Source organism: Thermithiobacillus tepidarius DSM 3134 (assembly GCF_000423825.1).
GTDB classification, from domain to species: domain Bacteria; phylum Pseudomonadota; class Gammaproteobacteria; order Acidithiobacillales; family Thermithiobacillaceae; genus Thermithiobacillus; species Thermithiobacillus tepidarius.
Genome location: NZ_AUIS01000003.1, coordinates 19,832 through 39,540, shown reverse-complemented (window position 1 = coordinate 39,540; position 19,709 = coordinate 19,832). Strand labels below are relative to the sequence as shown.

At 68.0% G+C, this 19,709-nt stretch carries 17 protein-coding genes; 16 read left to right on the top strand and 1 reads right to left on the bottom strand.

What is annotated here, in order from left to right; translation table 11 throughout:
• Position 1 precedes the first annotated feature (1 nt).
• From G579_RS0100185 to lpxC, 12 genes are all read left to right on the top strand, one after another.
• A complete protein-coding gene (locus G579_RS0100185; protein ID WP_038017328.1) occupies positions 2-1,339 on the top strand; it encodes a UDP-N-acetylmuramoyl-tripeptide--D-alanyl-D-alanine ligase in 1,338 nt (445 codons plus the stop codon).
• The gene (gene mraY, locus G579_RS0100180; RefSeq protein ID WP_028988569.1) at positions 1,340-2,422 is read left to right on the top strand and encodes a phospho-N-acetylmuramoyl-pentapeptide-transferase; all 1,083 of its coding nucleotides are present in this window, start codon (positions 1,340-1,342) and stop codon (positions 2,420-2,422) included.
• Complete coding sequence (murD, locus tag G579_RS0100175) at positions 2,422-3,822, top strand: UDP-N-acetylmuramoyl-L-alanine--D-glutamate ligase (RefSeq protein ID WP_038017325.1); 1,401 nt, start codon at positions 2,422-2,424, stop codon at positions 3,820-3,822. Before mraY ends, murD begins: the two co-directional genes overlap by 1 nt.
• A complete protein-coding gene (gene ftsW / locus G579_RS0100170) occupies positions 3,810-5,048 on the top strand; it encodes a putative lipid II flippase FtsW (RefSeq protein WP_155989674.1) in 1,239 nt (412 codons plus the stop codon). Before murD ends, ftsW begins: the two co-directional genes overlap by 13 nt.
• Positions 5,045-6,142: an undecaprenyldiphospho-muramoylpentapeptide beta-N-acetylglucosaminyltransferase gene (gene murG / locus G579_RS0100165; protein WP_028988566.1), complete on the top strand. Its 1,098-nt coding sequence runs from the start codon at positions 5,045-5,047 to the stop codon at positions 6,140-6,142. Before ftsW ends, murG begins: the two co-directional genes overlap by 4 nt.
• A 39-nt stretch (positions 6,143-6,181) precedes the next feature.
• The gene (gene murC, locus G579_RS0100160) at positions 6,182-7,582 is read left to right on the top strand and encodes a UDP-N-acetylmuramate--L-alanine ligase (RefSeq protein WP_028988565.1); all 1,401 of its coding nucleotides are present in this window, start codon (positions 6,182-6,184) and stop codon (positions 7,580-7,582) included.
• Complete coding sequence (gene murB, locus G579_RS0100155) at positions 7,579-8,520, top strand: UDP-N-acetylmuramate dehydrogenase (protein ID WP_081662469.1); 942 nt, start codon at positions 7,579-7,581, stop codon at positions 8,518-8,520. The genes murC and murB overlap by 4 nt, the downstream gene beginning before the upstream one ends.
• 64 nt (positions 8,521-8,584) lie before the next feature.
• The gene (locus G579_RS0100150) at positions 8,585-9,520 is read left to right on the top strand and encodes a D-alanine--D-alanine ligase (protein ID WP_028988563.1); all 936 of its coding nucleotides are present in this window, start codon (positions 8,585-8,587) and stop codon (positions 9,518-9,520) included.
• Positions 9,520-10,284 carry a cell division protein FtsQ/DivIB gene (locus G579_RS17960; protein ID WP_051180646.1) on the top strand — a complete coding sequence of 255 codons (765 nt, stop codon included), beginning with the start codon at positions 9,520-9,522 and terminating at the stop codon, positions 10,282-10,284. Before G579_RS0100150 ends, G579_RS17960 begins: the two co-directional genes overlap by 1 nt.
• A complete protein-coding gene (gene ftsA / locus G579_RS0100140) occupies positions 10,281-11,513 on the top strand; it encodes a cell division protein FtsA (protein WP_028988562.1) in 1,233 nt (410 codons plus the stop codon). The genes G579_RS17960 and ftsA overlap by 4 nt, the downstream gene beginning before the upstream one ends.
• Positions 11,514-11,624: 111 nt before the next feature.
• On the top strand, positions 11,625-12,779 hold the full coding sequence (ftsZ, locus tag G579_RS0100135; RefSeq protein ID WP_028988561.1) for a cell division protein FtsZ: 1,155 nt from the start codon (positions 11,625-11,627) through the stop codon (positions 12,777-12,779).
• Positions 12,780-12,941: 162 nt separating this feature from the next.
• On the top strand, positions 12,942-13,850 hold the full coding sequence (gene lpxC, locus G579_RS0100130) for a UDP-3-O-acyl-N-acetylglucosamine deacetylase (RefSeq protein ID WP_028988560.1): 909 nt from the start codon (positions 12,942-12,944) through the stop codon (positions 13,848-13,850).
• Here the strand turns inward: lpxC and G579_RS0100125 are convergent.
• Complete coding sequence (locus tag G579_RS0100125; RefSeq protein ID WP_028988559.1) at positions 13,840-14,310, bottom strand: DUF721 domain-containing protein; 471 nt, start codon at positions 14,308-14,310, stop codon at positions 13,840-13,842. The two genes, lpxC and G579_RS0100125, sit on opposite strands and share 11 nt — an antisense overlap.
• Before the next feature lie 138 nt (positions 14,311-14,448).
• On the opposite strand from G579_RS0100125, the gene secA reads away from it, so the two are divergent.
• The 4 genes from secA to G579_RS14920 all read left to right on the top strand — a co-directional run bounded on the left by secA (position 14,449) and on the right by G579_RS14920 (position 19,563).
• Positions 14,449-17,148 carry a preprotein translocase subunit SecA gene (gene secA / locus G579_RS0100120; protein WP_028988558.1) on the top strand — a complete coding sequence of 900 codons (2,700 nt, stop codon included), beginning with the start codon at positions 14,449-14,451 and terminating at the stop codon, positions 17,146-17,148.
• Between the two features lie 133 nt (positions 17,149-17,281).
• Positions 17,282-18,502 (top strand): bifunctional glutamate N-acetyltransferase/amino-acid acetyltransferase ArgJ, encoded by a 1,221-nt coding sequence (gene argJ, locus G579_RS0100115; RefSeq protein WP_028988557.1) that lies wholly within the window; start codon positions 17,282-17,284, stop codon positions 18,500-18,502.
• Between the two features lie 7 nt (positions 18,503-18,509).
• Positions 18,510-18,947: an 8-oxo-dGTP diphosphatase MutT gene (mutT, locus tag G579_RS14925; RefSeq protein ID WP_162142942.1), complete on the top strand. Its 438-nt coding sequence runs from the start codon at positions 18,510-18,512 to the stop codon at positions 18,945-18,947.
• Positions 18,934-19,563, top strand: coding sequence for a thiamine phosphate synthase (locus G579_RS14920; protein WP_051180645.1), 630 nt, complete (start codon positions 18,934-18,936; stop codon positions 19,561-19,563). The genes mutT and G579_RS14920 overlap by 14 nt, the downstream gene beginning before the upstream one ends.
• Positions 19,564-19,709 lie beyond the last annotated feature (146 nt).

The window sequence follows — 19,709 nt, the reverse complement described above, 5'->3', positions numbered from 1 at the left end:
AATGGCAGAAGTGGCCCGGATCACGGGCGGTAAGCTGCTCGGTGCGGATGTCCGGGTCGAGAGCGTGGGCACGGACAGCCGGACCGTGGAGCTGGGCATGCTCTTCGTTGCCCTGCAGGGGCCGCGTTTCGACGGTCACGCCTATCTGGCCGACGTGGCGGCCCGCGGCGGCGCCGGCGCCTTGGTGAGCCGCGCCCAGTCGGAGATCACGCTGCCGCAGGTGGTGGTGCCCGATACGTTGACCGCCCTGCAGACGTTGGCCACGGCTTGGCGCAGCCGCTTCGCCATTCCCGTGGTGGCGGTGACCGGTTCCTGCGGCAAGACCACGGTCAAGGAAATGACCACCCGCATCCTGGCGGGCGTCGGTCCGACCCTGGCCACCCGCGGCAACCTGAATAATCACATCGGCGTGCCGCTGACCCTGTTGCGTCTGCGTCCCGAGCACCGCTTCGCCGTGATTGAGATGGGCATGAACCATGCCGGCGAGCTGGCGCAGTTGACCCGGCTGGCCCGTCCCGACGTGGCGGTGATCAACAACGCCCGGCCGGCGCACCTGGAGGGCTTGGGCAGCGTGGCAGCCATCGCGGCGGCCAAGGGCGAGATTCTGGAAGGGCTGAGCGAGGCGGGCGTGGCGGTGCTGAATGGCGATGACGACTTCGTGGAGCAGTGGGCGGCACGCTCGCCGGGACGGGTGCTGCGCTTCGGCCTGGATGCCGCGCAGCTGGACGTGCGCGGCACCTGGCAGGCGCATTCCGCGGGCGGCGAGCTGCTGGTCGAGGCGGCGCAGGGCCGCTTTCCCCTGGAGATTCCGCTGCCGGGCCGCCACAACGGCGCCAATGCCCTGGCGGCGGCCACGGTGGGCCTGGCCCTGGGCCTGAGCCCGGCGCAAATCGCCGCGGGGCTGGCGCAGATGCCGTCCCTGCCGGGTCGTCTGCAGTGGCGCGAGGGACGGGACGGCAGCCGGGTGCTGGACGACACCTACAACGCCAATCCCGCTTCCCTGGAGGCGGCCATGCAGGTGCTGGCCGGCGGCAATGGCTTCAAGGTGCTGGTGCTCGGCAACATGGGCGAGCTCGGGCCGGAAGCGGCAGCGCTGCACGCCGCGGCTGGCCAGACGGCGCGGGCCTTGGGCATCGATCGGCTGCTGGCCTTGGGCGATCTGGCCGCCCATGCGGCGCACACCTTCGGCGAGGGCGGTGCGGCCTACCCGGATCTGGAAGGGCTGCTCGCCGCTTTGCGCCCGCTGCTGAACGAAAATGCCCGGGTGCTGGTCAAGGGGTCGCGCTCGGCGCGCATGGAACGGGTGGTGCAGGAAATAACGACGAAGGGAACGAACTGAATGCTTTATCACCTGTTTCAGGACCTGGCCCTGAACTATCGCGGGTTCGGCGTTTTTCAATACATCACCTTGCGCGGGGTACTGGCGACCTTGACGGCTCTGGGCATCTCCTTCATCGTGGGCCCCGCCTTCATCGACTGGCTGAAGAAGTATCAGATCGGCCAGACGGTGCGCACGGACGGGCCGCAGACCCACTTGAGCAAGTCCGGCACCCCGACCATGGGCGGCGGGCTGATCCTGGTGGCGGTGGCGGTGGCGACCCTGCTGTGGGCCGATCTCAGCAACCGCTTCGTGCTGGTCGCCTTGGCGACGACCCTGGCCTTCGGCGTGATCGGCTGGGTGGACGACTACCGCAAGCTGGTGCTCAAGGATCCCAAGGGGCTCGCGGCCCGCTACAAATATCTGTTCCAGTCCCTGGTCGCCCTGGTGGCGGCCTTCGTGCTTTACCGTACCGCCCAGCACCCTGTGGAGACGCAGCTGATCCTGCCCTTCATCAAAGGTGTCAGCATCGATCTGGGCTACTTCTACATCCTGCTGACCTACTTCGTGATCGTCGGCTCGTCCAATGCGGTCAATCTCACCGACGGCCTGGACGGCCTGGCCATCCTGCCCACGGTCATGGTGGCGGCGGCGCTGGGCGTGTTCGTCTACGTGTCCGGCAACATGGTCTTCGCCAATTACCTGGGTATTCCGGCGGTGCCCGGCAGCGGCGAGCTGCTGATCTTCTGCGGCGCCCTGGTGGGGGCGGGCCTCGGTTTTTTGTGGTTCAACGCCTATCCCGCCCAGGTCTTCATGGGCGACGTGGGCGCCCTGGCCCTGGGCGCGGCCCTGGGCTTGGTGGCGGTGGTGGCGCGCCAGGAAATCGTGCTCTTCATCATGGGCGGCGTCTTCGTCATGGAAACGCTCTCGGTCATGATCCAGGTGGCCTCCTTCAAGCTGACCGGCCGGCGGGTGTTCCGCATGGCGCCCCTGCACCATCACTTTGAGCTGAAAGGATGGCCCGAACCGCGCGTCATCGTGCGTTTCTGGATCATCACCGTCATTCTCGTCCTGGTTGGCCTGTCCAGCCTGAAGATACGCTGATGCGCGAACTGCGAAACCAAAATGTCCTGGTGGTGGGCCTCGGCAAGACCGGGCAGTCGGTGCTGCCCGTGCTGCTGCGCCTGGGCGCCCGGGTGCAGGCGGCGGACAGCCGGGCGGCGCCGCCCGGCCTGGACGCGCTGCGCGAGCGTTATCCCGCGGTGCAGTGGTACCTGGGTCCCTTCGAGCCGGCCCTCTTCGCCGCCCAGGATCTGATCGTGGCGAGCCCGGGATTGGCGCAGAGCGATCCGGCCTTTGCGCAGGCGCGCGCCGTCGGCGTGCCGGTGATCGGCGACATCGAGCTCTTTGCCTGGCTGGCCAAGGCCCCGGTGGTGGGCATCACCGGCTCCAACGGCAAGAGCACGGTGACTACTTTGGTCGGCGAGATGGCCCAAAAAGCCGGGCTGCGCGCCGGGGTGGGCGGCAACCTGGGCACGCCGGCCCTGGATCTGCTGCCCGCCGATGGCGGCGAGCCGGATCTTTACATTCTGGAGTTGTCCAGTTTCCAGTTGGAGCTTGTGGACAGTTTCCGCCCGCGGGTGGCGGCGGTCCTGAACCTGTCCGAGGACCACATGGACCGCTACAACGGATTCGCCGACTACGTGGCCGCCAAGGCGCGCATCTTCGCCCGCATGGGGGCCGGCGATACCCTGGTGCTCAATGCCAATGACGCGCCGACCCGGGCGCTGGCTGCCCAGGTGCCGGCCGGCGTAGATCTGGTCTACTTCGGCCGGCAGGCGCCGCATGGACTCGGCCATGTGCGGGTGCTGGACGAGGGCTTCGGCGAGCAGTTGTGCATCGATGGCGCCGCAGGCACCACGCAGATGGTCCTGCCGCTTTCGGCTTTGCGGATGGTGGGCGAGCACAACGTGGAAAACGCCATGGCGGCCCTGGCCATCGCCTTTGCCGCCGGCATCCCTGCGGCGGCCGCTGCGGCGGCCCTGCGCGAATTCGCCGGCTTGCCGCATCGCATGATCCGGGTGACGGAACTGAACGGCGTTACTTACTACAACGATTCCAAGGGCACCAACGTGGGTGCCACGCTGAAGGCGTTGTCCGGCTTGCCCGGGCCGGTGGTCGCCATTTTGGGCGGCGACTGCAAGGGAGCCGATTTCACGCCCCTGCGCGCGGCGGTGGTGGCGCAGGCACGGGCGGTGGTCCTGCTGGGCCGCGATGCACCCCGCCTCGAGGCGGCTTTGGCCGGGCTGGTGCCCATGCGCCATGCCCGCAGCATGGAAGAGGCGGTGCAATTGGCGGCGGAGCTGGCCAAGCCGGGTGATCAGGTGCTGCTGTCGCCCGCCTGCGCCAGCCTCGACATGTTCCAGGACTACGCGGAGCGGGGGCGGGTGTTCACGGAAGCGGTGCTGCGTTTGGCGAATGGAAGGCAGGCATGGTCAAGCTGAAAGCGGGTATCAACAAACTGTTCGAGCCGCAGGCGCCGGGCAACGGCCAAGCCAAGCGCCAGCCGGGTCTGCTGTCCCAGATGGACCCCTGGCTGCTCGGCGGCGTGCTGCTGCTCATGGGCCTGGGGCTGGTCATGGTCTTTTCGGCCAGCGCCGCGCGCGCCGGCCACGACCTGGGCAATCCGTATCACTACCTGATCCGCCAAGCGGTCTACGTGGCCGCCAGCACGGCAGCCATGTTCGGCGTGGCCCGCGTGCCGATGGCCTTTTGGCGGGAGCGCGGACCGCTGTTGCTGCTCATCAGCCTGGTGCTGCTGGTGCTGGTGCTCATTCCGGGCATCGGCGTGACGGTGAACGCCAGCCGCCGCTGGATCAACCTTTTCGTCATGCGTCTGCAGCCCTCGGAGGTGTTCAAGCTCACCCTGCTCATCTTCATGGCGGGCTACGTGGTGCGCAAAGGACAAGCGCTGCAGTCGCTCAAGGACGGCATTCTGCCCATCGTGGCGGTGTTGGTGATCGGCGGTCTCCTGCTGCTGATGGAACCGGACATGGGCGCCCTGGTGGTCGCCGTGGTGATCGCCGGCGGCATCATCTTCCTGGGCGGCCTGCCGCTGCGCTACGTGGTGGTGGGCGGGTCCCTGGCCGCCGCGGCCCTGGCTTGGCTCGCCATCGCCGAGCCTTACCGGCTGGCGCGCATGACCGCCTTCCGCGACCCCTGGGCGCATCCGCTGGACTCGGGCTTCCAGTTGATCCAATCCCTCATCGCCTTCGGCCGCGGCGGTTTCTTCGGCGTCGGGCTGGGCGAGGGCGTGCAGAAGATGTTCTACCTGCCCGAGGCTCATACGGACTTCATTCTGGCGGTGATCGGCGAGGAACTGGGACTGGTGGGCGTGCTCGCCGTGCTGAGCCTGTTCGTGCTGGTCACGGTGCGCATCTTCCGGGTGGCGCAGGCGGCCGAGCAGGCGGGCTTCGCCTTTGAAGCGCTGCTGAGCTATGGCGTGATGATCTGGTTCGCGGCGCAGGCGCTGGCGAGCATCGGCGTCAATCTGGGGGCCCTGCCCACCAAGGGGCTGACCCTGCCGTTGATGAGCTACGGCGGCAGTAGCCTGCTGTCCATGGCGGCGGCCATCGGCATCGTCCTGGGCATCAGCGCCCGCCTGCAGCCTGCCTTGCGCAAGCAGCCGGGCCTGATGGACACGTTGACCCGTCCGAGGCTCGGAACATGAATGCGCCGATCCGCGTGCTCATCGCGGCCGGCGGCACTGGCGGCCACGTCTTTCCCGCGTTGGCGGTGGCGGAGGAACTGCGCGCCGGCGGCGCCAGCGTGGGCTTCCTGGGCACGGCCGCCGGCCTGGAGGCGCGCGTGGTGCCGGCGGCGGGCTTTCCGCTGGGCCTGATGCAGATGGCCGGCCTGCGCGGCAAGGGCGTGGGACGCTGGCTGGCAGCGCCGTGGCTCCTGCTGCGCGCCATCGGCCAAGCCCGCGCCTTCCTGCGCCGCGAGGCTCCGCAGGTGGTGCTGGGCATGGGCGGCTTCGTGTCCGGGCCGGCGGGCCTGGCCGCCCGCAGCCTGGGCGTGCCGCTGTTGATTCACGAGCAGAACGCCGTGCCCGGCTATGCCAACCGGCTTCTGGCCCGGGTGGCGCAGGCGGTGCTGACCGGTTTCCCCATCCCGACCCTGGGTCGGAGCGAGTGGGTCGGCAATCCGGTGCGCGCCGCCATTGCCGCCCTGCCGGTGCCCGAGGCGCGCCTGGCCGGACGGACGGGCGCCCCGCATCTGCTGGTGATGGGCGGCAGCCTGGGCGCCCGCGATTTGAACCGGGTGCTGCTGGAGGCCATGGCCCGCCTGGCGCCGGCGGAGCGACCGCTGATCTGGCATCAGACCGGCCAGAAGCACTTCGAGGAGGTGCAGCGGGCCTACGCCGAGGCAGGCGTGGAAGCGCGCGTGGAGCCCTTCATCGAGGACGTGGCGGCCGCCCTGGCGTGGGCCGATCTGGCCCTGTGCCGGGCCGGCGCCCTGACCATCGCCGAGCTGGCCTGCGCCGGCCTGGGCGCCATTCTGGTGCCCTATCCCTATGCGGTGGACGATCACCAGGCCGTGAATGCCGAGTTTCTGGTCAAGGCCGGGGCAGCCCGCGTGATCCGGCAGGAGGCCCTGAACGCGGATTCGCTGCTGAAGCTCTTGATGCCGCTGCTGCGCGATCCGCAGGCGCGGCTGCGCATGGCGACGGCGGCGCGCGCCCAGGCCAAGCCTGCCGCGGCGCAGGCGGTGGCGCAGGCGTGCCGCCACTGGGCCATGCAGCACGCCGGAGGCGGGAAGTGAAACGGATGAACACGGCACATTATTTCTGGAGAGCGGGACGTGCGTAACTGGATCAGAAGAATCCACTTCGTGGGCATCGGCGGCGCCGGCATGCGCGGCATTGCCGAGGTCCTGCTCAACCTGGGCTATCACGTCTCTGGCTCGGATCTGGCGGCCAGCCCCGCCACCCTGCGCCTGCAGGACTTCGGAGCGACGGTCTTCGTCGGTCATGAGTCCGCCAACGTGCGCGGCGCCGACGTGGTGGTCATCTCCTCGGCGGTCCGGGCCGACAACCCGGAGGTGCTGGCGGCCCGTGAAGCTCACATCCCGGTCATTCCGCGGGCGGAAATGCTGGCTGAGCTGATGCGCTTCAAGCAGGGCATCGCCGTGGCCGGCACCCACGGCAAGACCACCACCACCAGCCTGATTGCCAGCATTCTGGCGGAAGGCGCCCTGGATCCCACCTTCGTGATCGGCGGATTGCTGAACGTCGCCGGCACCCACGCGGCGCTGGGCAGCGGCGATTACCTGGTGGCCGAGGCGGACGAATCGGATGCCTCCTTTCTCTACCTGTCGCCGGTGATGGCGGTGGTCACCAACATCGACGCCGACCACATGCAGACCTACGACAACGATTTCGACAAGCTGCAGGGCGCCTTCCTGCAGTTCCTCGGCCGGCTGCCCTTCTACGGGCAGGCGGTGCTGTGCCTGGACGACCCGGTGGTGCGTCAGATCCTGCCCCAGGTGCAGAAACCGGTGCTCACCTACGGCTTCAGCGAGGAAGCCGACCTGCAGGCGCGCGCCCTGCAGCCGGACGGGCTGTACAGCCGCTTCGAGCTGTGGCGCAAGGTTTCCAACGGCGAGAGTCTGAAGTGGCTGGACGTGGAGCTGCGCCTGCCGGGCCGCCACAACGTGCTCAATGCCCTGGCGGCGGTGGGCATCGCCAGCCGGGTGGGCGTGGACGAGGCGGCCATCCTGCGTGCCTTGTCCCAGTTCGGCGGGGTCGGACGGCGCTTTCAGGTGCTGGGCCAGTGGCGCGACGTCATTTTCGTGGATGACTATGGCCACCATCCGCGCGAGATCGAAGCGACGCTGGCCGCGGCCCGCAGCGCGTGGCCGCAGCGGCGTCTGGTGGTGAGCTTCCAGCCGCATCGCTACAGCCGCACCCGCGATCTCTTCGAGGCCTTCACCGGAGCCTTCGGCCACGCTGATGAAATTTTCATCACCGAGGTTTACCCCGCCGGAGAAGCGCCTATATCAGAAGCCAGCGGCACCCGGCTGACGGCGGCCATTGCCGCGCAGGGCAAGGCGGCGCACTTCGTCGCCGAGATCGGCGAGCTGCCGGCCCGCCTGCGCGAGTGCCTGCGCCCGAACGATGTTTGCCTGACCCTGGGCGCAGGCAGCATCGGCAAGCTGGCCGGCCAGTGGCCCGCCTTTTTCGGCGAGGAGTGGCAGGCATGAACGCCCTGCACCCGCCAGCCGCCGCTGCGCCGACTGCGGCTTCGGCCGGTACCCCGGCGCCTCTGCGGGGCCGGCTGCGCCTGGGCCAGCCCATGAGCCGCTACACCAGTTGGCGGGTGGGCGGGCCGGCGGACCGTCTCTATCTGCCCAAGGATCTGGCGGACTTGCAGCATTTCCTGCGGCACTGGGCAGTCGGTCCGGTCACCTGGGTCGGGCTGGGCAGCAATCTGCTGGTGCGCGACGGCGGCATCCGCGGCACGGTCGTGGTCACCGCCGGCGCCCTGAGCGAACTGCGCCTGCTGGACGAGCGCACCGTGCGCGCCGGTGCCGGGGTGAGCTGCGCCAAGCTGGCCCGCTTCTGCGCCAACGCCGGGCTGGCCGGCGCCGAGTTCCTGGCCGGCGTGCCGGGCACCCTGGGCGGCGCCCTGGCCATGAACGCCGGCGCCCACGGCGGCGAGACCTGGCGGTTGGTGCAGGCGGTGGAGACGCTGGACCCCCATGGCCAACTGCAGCGCCGTGCCCCGGAGTCTTTCCGCATCGGCTATCGCAGCGTGGAGGGCCTGGGCGACGCCTGGTTCGCCGCCGCGGAGCTGCGCCTCAATCCCGATGCGCCGACGGCGGTGAACGCCCGCATCCGCGAGTGGCTGGAGCGGCGCAGCCAGACCCAGCCTTTGGAGCTGCCGAGCTGCGGTTCGGTGTTCCGCAATCCGCCCGGCGACCATGCCGCGCGGCTGATCGAATCCTGCGGCCTGAAGGGCTGGCGCATCGGCGGTGCTCAGGTTTCCGAGAAGCACGCCAACTTCATCGTCAATCTGGGCGACGCCAGGGCCGCCGACATCGAGACCCTGATCCGGCACGTGGCGGCAACGGTCGAAGCCCGCTGCGGGGTGCGCCTGCACCCGGAAGTGCGGGTGATCGGCGAGGAAGTGGATATTTAGCGCGGCATCAGGCTGCGTCAATGGGGCCCGCCGCTTGGCGGCGGGCCCGGAGGCAAGGAGCGAGATGGAGAGTTTTGGACGGGTGGCGGTTTTGTATGGAGGGCCGGCCGGGGAGCGCGAAGTCTCCCTGGAGAGCGGCCGCAACGTGCTGGAGGCCCTGCAGGCCCAGGGCATCGACGTTGTCGGCATCGATGCCATGCCCGGCACCCTGCCGGCGCAGCTGCAGGCCAGCGGGGCGCAGCGGGTGTTCAACATGCTGCACGGGCGCTTCGGCGAGGACGGCGTGGTGCAGGGTTGCCTGGAGACCCTAGGCCTGCCCTACACCGGTTCCGGCGTGCTGGCCTCCAGCCTCGCCATGGACAAGTTGCGCAGCAAGTGGCTGTGGCATGGCGCCGGGCTGCCCACGCCCGAGTTCCGCATCGTCCGCGGCGAGACGGCGGACTGGACGGAACTGGTGGCGGTGCTGGGCCTGCCGCTCATGGTCAAGCCCATCCGCGAGGGTTCCAGCCTGGGCATCAGCAAGGTGAATGCCCTGGAGGCGTTGCCGGCGGCCGTGGCCGAGGCGCGTCGCTTCGACGATACGGTGATCATCGAGCGCTTCATCAAGGGACAGGAAACGACGGTGGGCATCCTGGAGCGCCAGCCGTTGCCGGTGATTCGCCTGGAGACCGCGCGGGAGTTCTACGACTACACGGCCAAATATCTGGCCGACGACACCCGCTACCTGATCCCCTCGGGCCTGGGCGAGACGGTAGAGCGCCGGCTGCAGGAGTTGGCCCTGCAGGCCTTCGATGCCCTCGGCTGCAGCGGCTGGGGGCGGGTGGACTTCATGGTGGACGAGGCCGGGCAGCCCTGGCTGCTGGAAATCAACACCGTGCCCGGCATGACCAGCCACAGCCTGGTGCCCATGGCGGCCAAGGCGGCCGGCATCGATTTCGCCACCCTGACCCGCCGCATCCTGGCCGGCGCGCAGTGCCAGATGCAGGCGCGGGCCGGTTGATGCAAACTTACCGCCGCCCGGCGCCCCGGCCCGTCGCCGGCGGCTTTCGGCCGCGCCACCTGGCGCTGCTGCTGGCTGCCGTGCTGCTCTTGGCTGCGGTGGGATGGACCTGGCAGTGGCTGCGTGATCCGCAGAGCTTCCCGGTGCGGGCGCTGGTGGTGGAGGGGCGCCTGCAGCACGTGCAGGCGGCGCGCGTGCTGGAGCAGGTGAAGCCCTTGGCGGCGGTCGGCTTCCTGCGCCTCGATCCACTGGCCATCCGTCAGGCGGTGAGTGAGCTGCCCTGGGTGGATCAGGTGGCCGTCTGGCGCGAATGGCCGGACCAGCTGCGCATCCGGGTGGTGGAACAGAAGCCGGTGGCACTCTGGCGGCAGGACGAACAGACGGTGCTGGTCAACTCCCGCGGCGAGCTGTTCCGGGTGCCGGCCGCGCAAATGCCCAAGGACCTGCCGGTGCTGGAGGGACCGCTGGGCCAGCAGAAGAAGATGTTGACGCAATTGATGGATTTGAACCGGACCCTGCAGTCTTCCGGGACACGGGTGACGCGGCTGGAGCTGGATGCACGAGGCTCCTGGCGCTGCACCCTCAATGGGCAGATCCATCTGGCACTGGGGCGCACGGAACCGTTCGCGCGCCTGCAGCGCTGGTTGGCCATCTATCCGCAGATCCGCGGCTATCTGGCGTCGAATGCCGCCGTGGATCTGCGCTACGCCAACGGATTTGCCATGATGAACCCGCTGGAAAGCACGGCTTGGGAGAGGAAATGAGCAAGAAGCTTGATAAGAATCTGGTTGTCGGCCTGGACATCGGGACCTCCAAGGTCTGCGCGGTGGTGGCCGAGCTGACGCCTGAAAACGAAGTGGAAATCATCGGCATCGGCCAGCATCCCTCCCGGGGGTTGAAGAAGGGCGTGGTGGTGAACATCGACTCCACGGTGCAGGCCATCCAGCGCGCCGTGGAAGAGGCGGAGCTGATGGCGGGCGTGCAGATCCGCAACGTCTTCGCCGGCATCGCCGGCAGCCACATCCGCGGCTTCAACAGTCACGGCATCGTCGCCATCAAGAGCAAGGAAGTGACCCAGGACGACATCAACCGTGTGATCGACGCGGCGCGTGCCATCGCCATCCCGATGGACCAGAAGATCCTGCACATCCTGCCCCAGGAGTTCATCATCGACGATCAGGAGGGCGTGCGCGATCCCATCGGCATGTCCGGCGTGCGCCTGGAGGCCAAGGTGCACATCGTCACCGGCGCGGTGAGCGCGGCCCAGAACATCATCAAGTGCATCCGCCGTTGCGGCCTGGAGGTGGAGGACATCGTGCTCGAGCAGATCGCCTCCAGCGAATCGGTGCTGACCGCCGACGAGAAGGAGCTGGGCGTCTGCCTGGTGGACATCGGCGGCGGCACCACCGACATCGCGGTCTTCGCCGACGGCGCCATCCGTCACACGGCGGTGATCCCGATCGCCGGCGACCACGTGACCAACGACATCGCCGTGGCGCTGCGCACGCCCACGCAGGCGGCAGAGGAGATCAAGAAAAAGCATGCCTGCGCCCTGACCCAGCTGGCGCACATGGAGGAAAACATTCAGGTGCCGAGCGTCGGCGACCGGCCGCCCCGGACCCTGTCGCGCCAGACCCTGGCGGAAATCGTCGAGCCGCGCGTGGCCGAGCTGTTCCAGCTGATCCAGGCGGAGTTGCGCCGCTCCGGCTTCGAGGACGTCATCGCCTCGGGCGTGGTCCTGACCGGCGGCTCCAGCAAGATGGACGGCATGGTGGAGCTGGCCGAGGAGATCTTCCACATGCCCGTGCGCCTGGGCGAGCCGACCCACGTCAGCGGCCTGCTGGACGTGGTGCGCGACCCCACTTACGCCACCGGCGTGGGGTTGATCCTCTTCGCTCAGCACAACATGGGCGGGCGGGCGGTGGAACAGCATCTGAACGGCGGCATGAAATCCATTTTTCAGAAGATGAAGACCTGGTTCCAGGGCGAGTAGGGCGATTGTTGCACATTTTTTGAATCGGGCCGGCGGCTTTTCGGGCGCGCCAAGGTAAGCGGATCATCGATCCGCGCGTTGCATAACTGCAGGAGAACGGGGGTAACAACCATGTATGAACTGATGGAAACACAGGAAATGTCGGCGGTCATCAAGGTCATCGGCGTCGGCGGCGGCGGCGGCAACGCCATCGACAACATGGCCGAGGTCGGCCTCGATGGCGTCGAATTCATCGCCGCCAACACGGATGCGCAGGCGCTGGCCCGCTCCAAGGCCCAGCACGCGCTGCAGCTGGGCGCGGAGATCACCCGCGGCCTGGGCGCCGGCGCCAACCCCGACATCGGGCGCAAGGCAGCCGAAGCCGATCAGGAACAGATCCGTGAAATGCTCGCCGGCGCCGACATGGTTTTCATCACCGCCGGCATGGGCGGCGGCACCGGCACCGGCGCCGCCCCGGTGGTGGCCAGCATCGCCCGCGAGCTGGGCGTGCTCACCGTGGGCGTGGTCACCAAGCCGTTCGGCTTCGAGGGCAAGAAGCGCATGGCCAACGCCATGGCCGGCATCGAAGAGCTCACCAAGCACGTGGACTCGCTGGTGACCATCCCCAATGATAAGCTCCTGTCCGTGCTGGGCAAGAATGTGTCCCTGAAGGATGCGCTCAAGTACGCCGACAACGTGCTCCTGGGCGCGGTACAGGGCATCGCCGAGTTGATCACCCGGCCGGGCCTGATCAACGTGGACTTCGCCGACGTTCGCACCGTGATGTCGGAGATGGGCGTGGCCATGATGGGTTCCGCCACGGCCACCGGCGACAACCGTGCCAAGGATGCGGCCACCCGGGCGGCCAGCAGCCCGCTGTTGGAGGACGTCCATCTGAGCGGCGCCCGCGGCATCCTGGTCAACGTCACGGCGGGCATGGACCTGTCCATCGGCGAGTTCGAGGAAGTGGGCAACGTCATCAAGGGCTTTGCCGCCGACGATTCCACCGTGGTGGTCGGCACCGTGATCGACCCGGAGATGAGCGGCGAGCTGCGGGTGACCGTGGTGGCCACCGGCCTGGGCCGTGCCGTGACCCTGCCCAACGAGCCGATGATGCGGGTGGCTGCCAGCACTGCCACGCCGGCCCGCCCCAACTGGGAGGAGCTGGATCGCCCGGCGGGGCAGCGCGGCAGCTGGCGGACCCAGCATCGCGCCGTGGGAGCGGGGCCGCTGCCCGACTACAGCGATCTAGACATCCCCGCTTTTCTGCGCAAGCAGGCCGACTGAGCGGCAGACTTTTGGGTGTTGCAAAAAGGCTACAGCTGTTGGATAAAAATAAGTATAATGGTTGTGTCTGACCGACCGGTCAGTTTTGGTCTGGACAAGCGGCCAGTTTTTGGTAGGCTTGTCCCGAAGCCAGGGAGGGGCCCGTGAGGGCCTAAAGCGAGCATGGTAAGACAGCGCACACTCAAGAACATGGTCTGGGGCACGGGCATCGGCCTGCATTCGGGAAAAAAGGTGTACATCGGCCTTCGCCCGGCCCCGGCCAATACCGGCATCGTCTTTCACCGGACCGATCTGGGCGAGGGCGCGCTGGTCAAGGCCTGCCCCGAGAATGTTGTAGACACCCAACTGTCCACCAACCTGGGCAAGGACGGCGTGCGCGTGGCCACGGTGGAGCACCTCATGTCCGCGCTGGCCGGCATGGGCATCGACAACGCCTACATCGACCTCGATGGGCCGGAAGTGCCCATCATGGACGGCAGCGCCGCTCCCTTCGTGTTCCTGATCCAGTGTGCCGGCATCGAGGAGCAGAGCGCGCCCAAGCGCTTCATCCGCATCACCAGGCCGGTGCAGGTGCAGGACGGCGACCGCTGGACCCGCCTGGAACCCTACGACGGTTTCCGGGTGTCCTTCGCCATCGACTTCGATCACCCGGTCATCCGCCACGGCCAGCAATTCGTCAGCATCGACTTTTCCACGACCTCCTTCGTCAAGGAGGTGTCGCGGGCGCGCACCTTCGGCTTCATGCGCGAAGTGGAGGCCTTGCGGCAGATGGGGCTTGCCCTGGGCGGCAACCTGGACAACGCCATCGTCGTGGATGATTACCGCGTGCTGAACGAGGACGGTCTGCGCTACGACGACGAGTTCGTCCGCCACAAGATCCTCGATTCCATCGGTGATCTCTATCTCATGGGCTATGCCATGATCGGCCACTTCAGCGGCCACAAATCGGGCCATGCCTTGAACAATCAGCTTCTGCGCCATCTGTTGGCCCATCGCGACGCCTGGGAGTTTCTGGACGGCCGCGAGGACTATGCGCCCGGCGCCTTCGTGGAAGGGCTTGCTAGTACCTGAGTTTGCCTTCCAGGGTGCGCGCCAGCCGGTCCATGGCGCCGGCCAGCTGCGGATCCTCGACCATCAGTGCCGCTACCCGCAGGGCTGCCGCGGCCTCCGGTGAACTTGCCGGACCATTTGCGGGTCTCTTGTTCTGGGAAGCCGGCGTTTGGCGCAGCAGGGTCGCCAAGCGCGGTTGCACGCGACAACGCAGCGCCGTCACCGGGCTGTCCGCATAGTGCCGGTTCCAGCGGGCCAGCAGCTCATCGCGCCGCAGGCGCAGCCACTGGGCCCAGGTCCCGGAGCTGACACCCACCCACAACGTGCCGTCCTGCCAATCGAGCAGATGCATGTGTCCCCGGGCCTCCTTCCCCACCCATGCTTCCCAGGCCTGCTGGCGTGCGTGCAAGGTGCGGGCGATGCCGAGCAGGTCCGCCAGCTCCGTGCCTTGGGCGCAGCGCATGATTTGATGGATGGTCACCGGCCCTTTACCCCTGCATGCTCGTGGAATTGCCTGATTTGTCTTTGCTTCTGATGTCCACCCCTTACGCGGGGGAGCGTCCTATGGTAATTTGTCAGCAAAATTTTCTCATCTCCTGTGCTGGATGCAGACTTTCCTATGATTTCTAGTTTAGTACGCCGCTTCATGGGCAGCCGCAACGATCGGCTCATCAACCGCTTGCAGGGGCTGGTCGCCCGCACCAATGCCCTGGAGGCCGACCTCGCCGCGCTCAGCGACAGCCAGTTGGCCGCCAAGACCGAGGAGTTCAAGCGGCGTCTGGCCGGCGGCGAGAGCCTGGACGATCTCCAGCCCGAAGCCTTCGCGGTGGTGCGGGAGGCTTCCAAGCGCGTGCTGGGCATGCGCCACTTCGACGTGCAGCTGATCGGCGGCATGGTGCTGCACCAGGGCAAGATCGCCGAGATGCGCACCGGCGAGGGCAAGACCCTGGTCGCCACGTTGCCGGCCTACCTCAACGCCCTGACCGGCCAAGGCGTGCACGTGGTCACCGTGAACGACTACCTGGCGCGCCGCGATGCCGAATGGATGGGCAAGGTCTACCGCTTCCTGGGGCTCTCCGTGGGGGTGATCGTGTCCGATCTGTCCCAGGAGGAGCGCCGCGCCGCCTATGGCACCGACATCACCTACGGCACCAACAACGAGTTCGGCTTCGATTACCTGCGAGACAACATGGCCTTCCGCCCAGAGGAACGGGTGCAGCGGAAGCTGCACTACGCCATCATCGACGAGGTGGATTCCATTCTCATCGACGAGGCGCGCACGCCGCTCATCATCAGCGGCCCGACCGAGGACAGCACCGAGCTCTACCATCAGGTGGACAAGGTCATCCCGCACCTGAAGCCGGAGGAGGATTACACCGTCGACGAGAAGGCGCGCCAGGTGATGCTCACGGAAGAAGGCACGGAGCGGGCGGAGAACCTGCTGCGCGATGCCGGCCTGCTGGTACAGGGCAATCTCTATGACGCGAGCAACGTCACCCTGGTGCATCACCTGAACCAGGCGCTGCGCGCCCATGCCCTGTTCAAGCGCGAGGTGGACTACATCGTGCGCGACGGCCAGGTGATCATCATCGACGAGTTCACCGGCCGCATGATGAGCGGGCGGCGCTGGTCCGACGGCCTGCACCAGGCCGTGGAGGCCAAGGAGGGGGTCAAGATCCAGAACGAAAACCAGACCCTGGCTTCCATCACCTTCCAGAACTACTTCCGCATGTACCAGAAGCTGTCCGGCATGACCGGCACCGCCGATACCGAGGCCTACGAGCTGCAGCAGATCTACGGCCTGGAAGTGGTGGTGATCCCGACCCACCGGCCGGTGCAGCGCAAGGACATGCCCGACCTGGTCTATCGCACCGCCGAGGAGAAGTACAAGGCCATCACCGACGAGATCCGCGACTGCTATGAGCGCGGTCAGCCGGTGCTGGTGGGCACCACCTCCATCGAGACCAACGAGTATCTGTCGGGCCTGTTGAAAAAGGCCAAGATCCCGCATCAAGTGCTGAACGCCAAGCAGCACGAGCGCGAGGCCGAGATCGTGGTCCAGGCCGGTCAGCCCAAGGCGGTGACCATCGCCACCAACATGGCCGGCCGCGGTACCGACATCGTGCTGGGTGGCAACCCCGAGCCGCTCATCCAGCAGGTGCGCGACGATGTCCTGCTGAGCGAGGAGCAGAAGCAGGCCAAGATCGAGCAGATCCGCCAGGAATGGCAGGCGCGCCACGACGAGGTCATTCAGCTGGGCGGCCTGCACATCGTCGGCACCGAGCGCCACGAGTCGCGCCGCGTGGACAATCAGCTGCGCGGCCGCGCCGGACGTCAGGGCGACCCGGGCTCCAGCCGCTTCTTCCTGTCCCTGGAGGACAGCCTGATGCGCATCTTCGCCAGCGAGCGCATCGGCGTCATCATGCAGCGCCTGGGCATGCAGGAAGGCGAGGCGATCGAGCACAAGTGGGTCACCAAGGCCATCGAGAACGCCCAGCGCAAGGTGGAAGGCCGCAACTTCGACATCCGCAAGCAGCTGCTGGAATACGACGACGTGGCCAATGAGCAGCGCAAGGTCATCTACCAGCAGCGCAACTCCCTCATGGACACGGACGACATCAGCGACACCATCGCCGAGCTGCGTCGCGAGGTCCTGGAAGAGCTGCTGGTGACCTACGCACCGGCCGGCGTGATGGAAGAGGAATGGGATCTGGCGGGGCTGGAGGACGCCCTGGAGCGTCAGTTCGGCGCCCGGTTGCCGGTGCGCGAATGGCTGGCTCAGGATCAGGCCATGCACCGCGACGCTCTCTTCGAGCGGCTGCTGGCGGATCTGGAGAGCCTGTACGCGGCCAAGGTGGAACTGGTCGGCGCGCCGGTCATGCGGCATTTCGAGAAGGCCGCCATGCTGCAGGTTCTCGATACCCAGTGGAAGGACCACCTGGCGGCCATGGACCATCTGCGCCAAGGCATCCATCTGCGCGGCTACGCCCAGAAAAATCCCAAGCAGGAGTACAAGCGCGAAGCCTTCGAGATGTTCAACGACATGATCCGGCGGGTCAAGACCGAGGTCATCGAGATCGTTTCCAGGCTGCACGTGGCCGCCGAACAGGACGTGGCCGCCTTCGAGGAACAGCGCCCGCATCCTGCCGAGGTGCAGTATCAGCATCCCAGCTTCGCCGAAGCGGCCGGCGGGGTGGAGGAAGGGCCGGAAATGCGGCCGCAGCCGATCGTGCGCGAAGGACAGAAGGTCGGCCGCAACGAACCTTGCCCCTGCGGTTCGGGCAAGAAGTACAAGCACTGCTGCGGCCGGTTGGCCTGAACCAGTCAAGTCGTTAATAAGCCATGAATAAAAGAAAGCATGTCGTGCCCACTGGGAAAACGCCCCGTCGGCCGGGCGGTGTGATGGAGCCCGCTTGTGCCGCGCGGCGCTGGCTGGGCGGGGTGCGCTGATCATGGCTGTCGGACTCAGTGCCTTGCCGTCCTTGCATCCCGTTGCCGGCGTGCGCCTGGGCAGCGTGGCGGCCGGCATCAAGAAGCCGAACCGGCTGGACCTGACTCTGATGCACCTGGCTCCCGGCAGCAAGGTGGCCGCGGTGTTCACCAGGAACCGCTTCCGCGCCGCGCCGGTGATCCTGGCCAAGAATCACCTGCGCGTGGCCACGCCGCAAGCGCTGGTGATCAACACCGGCTACGCCAATGCCGGCACCGGCGAGGCCGGCATCGAGGACGCCCGCGCGGTTTGCGACGGCGTGGCCCAGCAGCTGGGCTGCGAGCTGCACGAGGTGCTGCCCTTCTCCACGGGCGTGATCGGCGAGCGCTTCCCGGTGGAGCGGCTGCTGGCCGGCCTGACCGGCTGCGCGGCCCAGCTGGACGAGAACAACTGGGCGCGGGCGGCTGAAGCGATCATGACCACCGACACCGTGGCCAAGGGCGCCTCGCGCCGCATCGAGATCGACGGCGTGCCGATGACGGTGACTGGCATCTGCAAGGGCGCCGGCATGATCCGCCCGGACATGGCTACTATGCTGGCCTTCGTCGCCACCGACGCGCCGCTGGGGCAGAGCGCCCTGCAAGCCTGCCTGGAGCATGCGGCCAACCGTTCCTTCAACCGCATCACCGTCGACGGCGACAGCTCCACCAATGATGCCTGCGTGCTGATCGCCACCGGCCGGGCGCCCTTGGCGCCCATTGCCGAGCCGCAGGGGGCGGCCTTTGCCGCCGTGCAGGCGGCGGTGGCCGAGGTCATGCTGGAGCTGGCCCAGGCCATCGTCCGCGACGGCGAGGGGGCGACCAAGTTCATCACCATCGCCGTGGAACGCGGCACCGACAGCGCGGAGTGCCTGCGCACCGCCTATCGCATCGCCCACTCGCCGCTGGTCAAGACCGCCTTTTTTGCCTCCGACCCCAACTGGGGACGCCTGCTCGCCGCCATCGGCTCGGCCGGCATCGACGATCTGGACGTGAACCGGGTGGCCATCTGGCTCAACGAGCTGGCCATCGTGCAGCAGGGCGCGCGGGCGCCCGGCTACCGGGAGGAGGACGGGGCGGCGGTCATGGCCCAGCCGGAGATCGTCATCCGCGTGGACCTGGGTCGCGGCGCGGCCAGCGAGACCATCTGGACCTGCGATCTGTCCTACGACTACGTCAAGATCAACGCCGAATACCGGACCTGAGCGCAACGTGAGCGGTGAGCAGTCGCACGGCAGCGTGGTGCAGGTGGCGGTGGGGGTGGTGCTGGACGCGGCGGGGCGGGTGCTGGTCGCCCGCCGCCGGCCCGAGGCGCACCAGGGCGGCCTCTGGGAGTTTCCCGGCGGCAAGATCGAAGCGGGCGAAGACCTGCTGGCGGCTCTGCGGCGCGAGCTGCACGAGGAGCTGGGCATCCGGGTGGAGGAGGCCCGCCACTGGTTTACCCAGGAGCACCGCTACCCCGACAAGTCGGTGGCTTTGCAGATCTGCCTCGTGCGGCGCTTCAGCGGCGAGCCGCGCGGCCTGGAGGGGCAGCCGCTGCGTTGGGCGTCCGTGGCCGAGCTGATGGCGCTGTCCTTTCCGGCGGCCAATCTGCCCATCGTCGCGGCGCTGCAAACCCTGTCCGCGGAGCTGCCGCATGGCCCTGCCTGAGCCGCGCCTCTACTTCATCGCCGATCCGTCCCGCTGCCCGCCCGGGCACTTTCTGCCCCACCTGCAAGCCGTCATCGATGCCGGCGTATCCTGGGTACAGTTGCGCGCCAAAGGCTTGGCGGAACAGGAGTCCCGTGCGCTGGCGGCACAGGTGCTGGCCATCACGCGCCCGGCGGGCGCCCGGCTGCTGCTGAACGGCGATCCCGCCCAGGTGGCTGCCTGGGGCGCGGACGGGGTGCAGCTCTCCGCCGCCCAGCTGGCGCACCTTGCGGGGCAGCGACGCCAGGCGGACTGGGGCTTGCTGGGGGCTTCCTGCCACGATGCGGCCGAGCTGGCGGCCGCCGCGGCTGTGGGCTGTGATTTCGCCCTGCTGTCGCCGGTTTTCCCGACCGCCACCCACCCCGGCGCTCCGGCGCTGGGTCTGGAGCGCTTCGCCGGCCTGGTGCGGCAGGCGGCGTTGCCGGTGCTGGCGCTGGGCGGCATCACCCCGGCGCGGGCGGCAGCGGCGCTGGCCCGCGGGGCGGCGGGCGTGGCGGTGCTGGGCGGCATTCTGGAGGCGCCGGATCCGCGGGAGGCGGTGACGGCATATCTGGCTGCCCTGGCGCCCGCCGCCTGAAAGTGCTTTTCAGGCCGGGCGCCCATCGCGCGAGCTCGCTCCGGTGACTGGGTGCCACCCGCCTTGCAGCGGCGAGCCTGCTCGCGGTCGCCGTGGCCGTGCCGTCCCACAGCGCTGCGGCGGGCCACCGACGCATTCGGGAGGCG

Coding starts and splice junctions, on each gene's coding strand:
- G579_RS14920 (WP_051180645.1), top strand. CDS start 18,934: ATGGCCCTGCCTGAGCCGCGCCTCTACTTCATCGCCGATCCGTCCCGC.
- mraY (WP_028988569.1), top strand. CDS start 1,340: ATGCTTTATCACCTGTTTCAGGACCTGGCCCTGAACTATCGCGGGTTC.
- murD (WP_038017325.1), top strand. CDS start 2,422: ATGCGCGAACTGCGAAACCAAAATGTCCTGGTGGTGGGCCTCGGCAAG.
- ftsW (WP_155989674.1), top strand. CDS start 3,810: ATGGTCAAGCTGAAAGCGGGTATCAACAAACTGTTCGAGCCGCAGGCG.
- secA (WP_028988558.1), top strand. CDS start 14,449: ATGATTTCTAGTTTAGTACGCCGCTTCATGGGCAGCCGCAACGATCGG.
- G579_RS0100150 (WP_028988563.1), top strand. CDS start 8,585: ATGGAGAGTTTTGGACGGGTGGCGGTTTTGTATGGAGGGCCGGCCGGG.
- ftsA (WP_028988562.1), top strand. CDS start 10,281: ATGAGCAAGAAGCTTGATAAGAATCTGGTTGTCGGCCTGGACATCGGG.
- murB (WP_081662469.1), top strand. CDS start 7,579: ATGAACGCCCTGCACCCGCCAGCCGCCGCTGCGCCGACTGCGGCTTCG.
- argJ (WP_028988557.1), top strand. CDS start 17,282: ATGGCTGTCGGACTCAGTGCCTTGCCGTCCTTGCATCCCGTTGCCGGC.
- lpxC (WP_028988560.1), top strand. CDS start 12,942: ATGGTAAGACAGCGCACACTCAAGAACATGGTCTGGGGCACGGGCATC.
- murG (WP_028988566.1), top strand. CDS start 5,045: ATGAATGCGCCGATCCGCGTGCTCATCGCGGCCGGCGGCACTGGCGGC.
- G579_RS17960 (WP_051180646.1), top strand. CDS start 9,520: ATGCAAACTTACCGCCGCCCGGCGCCCCGGCCCGTCGCCGGCGGCTTT.
- G579_RS0100185 (WP_038017328.1), top strand. CDS start 2: ATGGCAGAAGTGGCCCGGATCACGGGCGGTAAGCTGCTCGGTGCGGAT.
- ftsZ (WP_028988561.1), top strand. CDS start 11,625: ATGTATGAACTGATGGAAACACAGGAAATGTCGGCGGTCATCAAGGTC.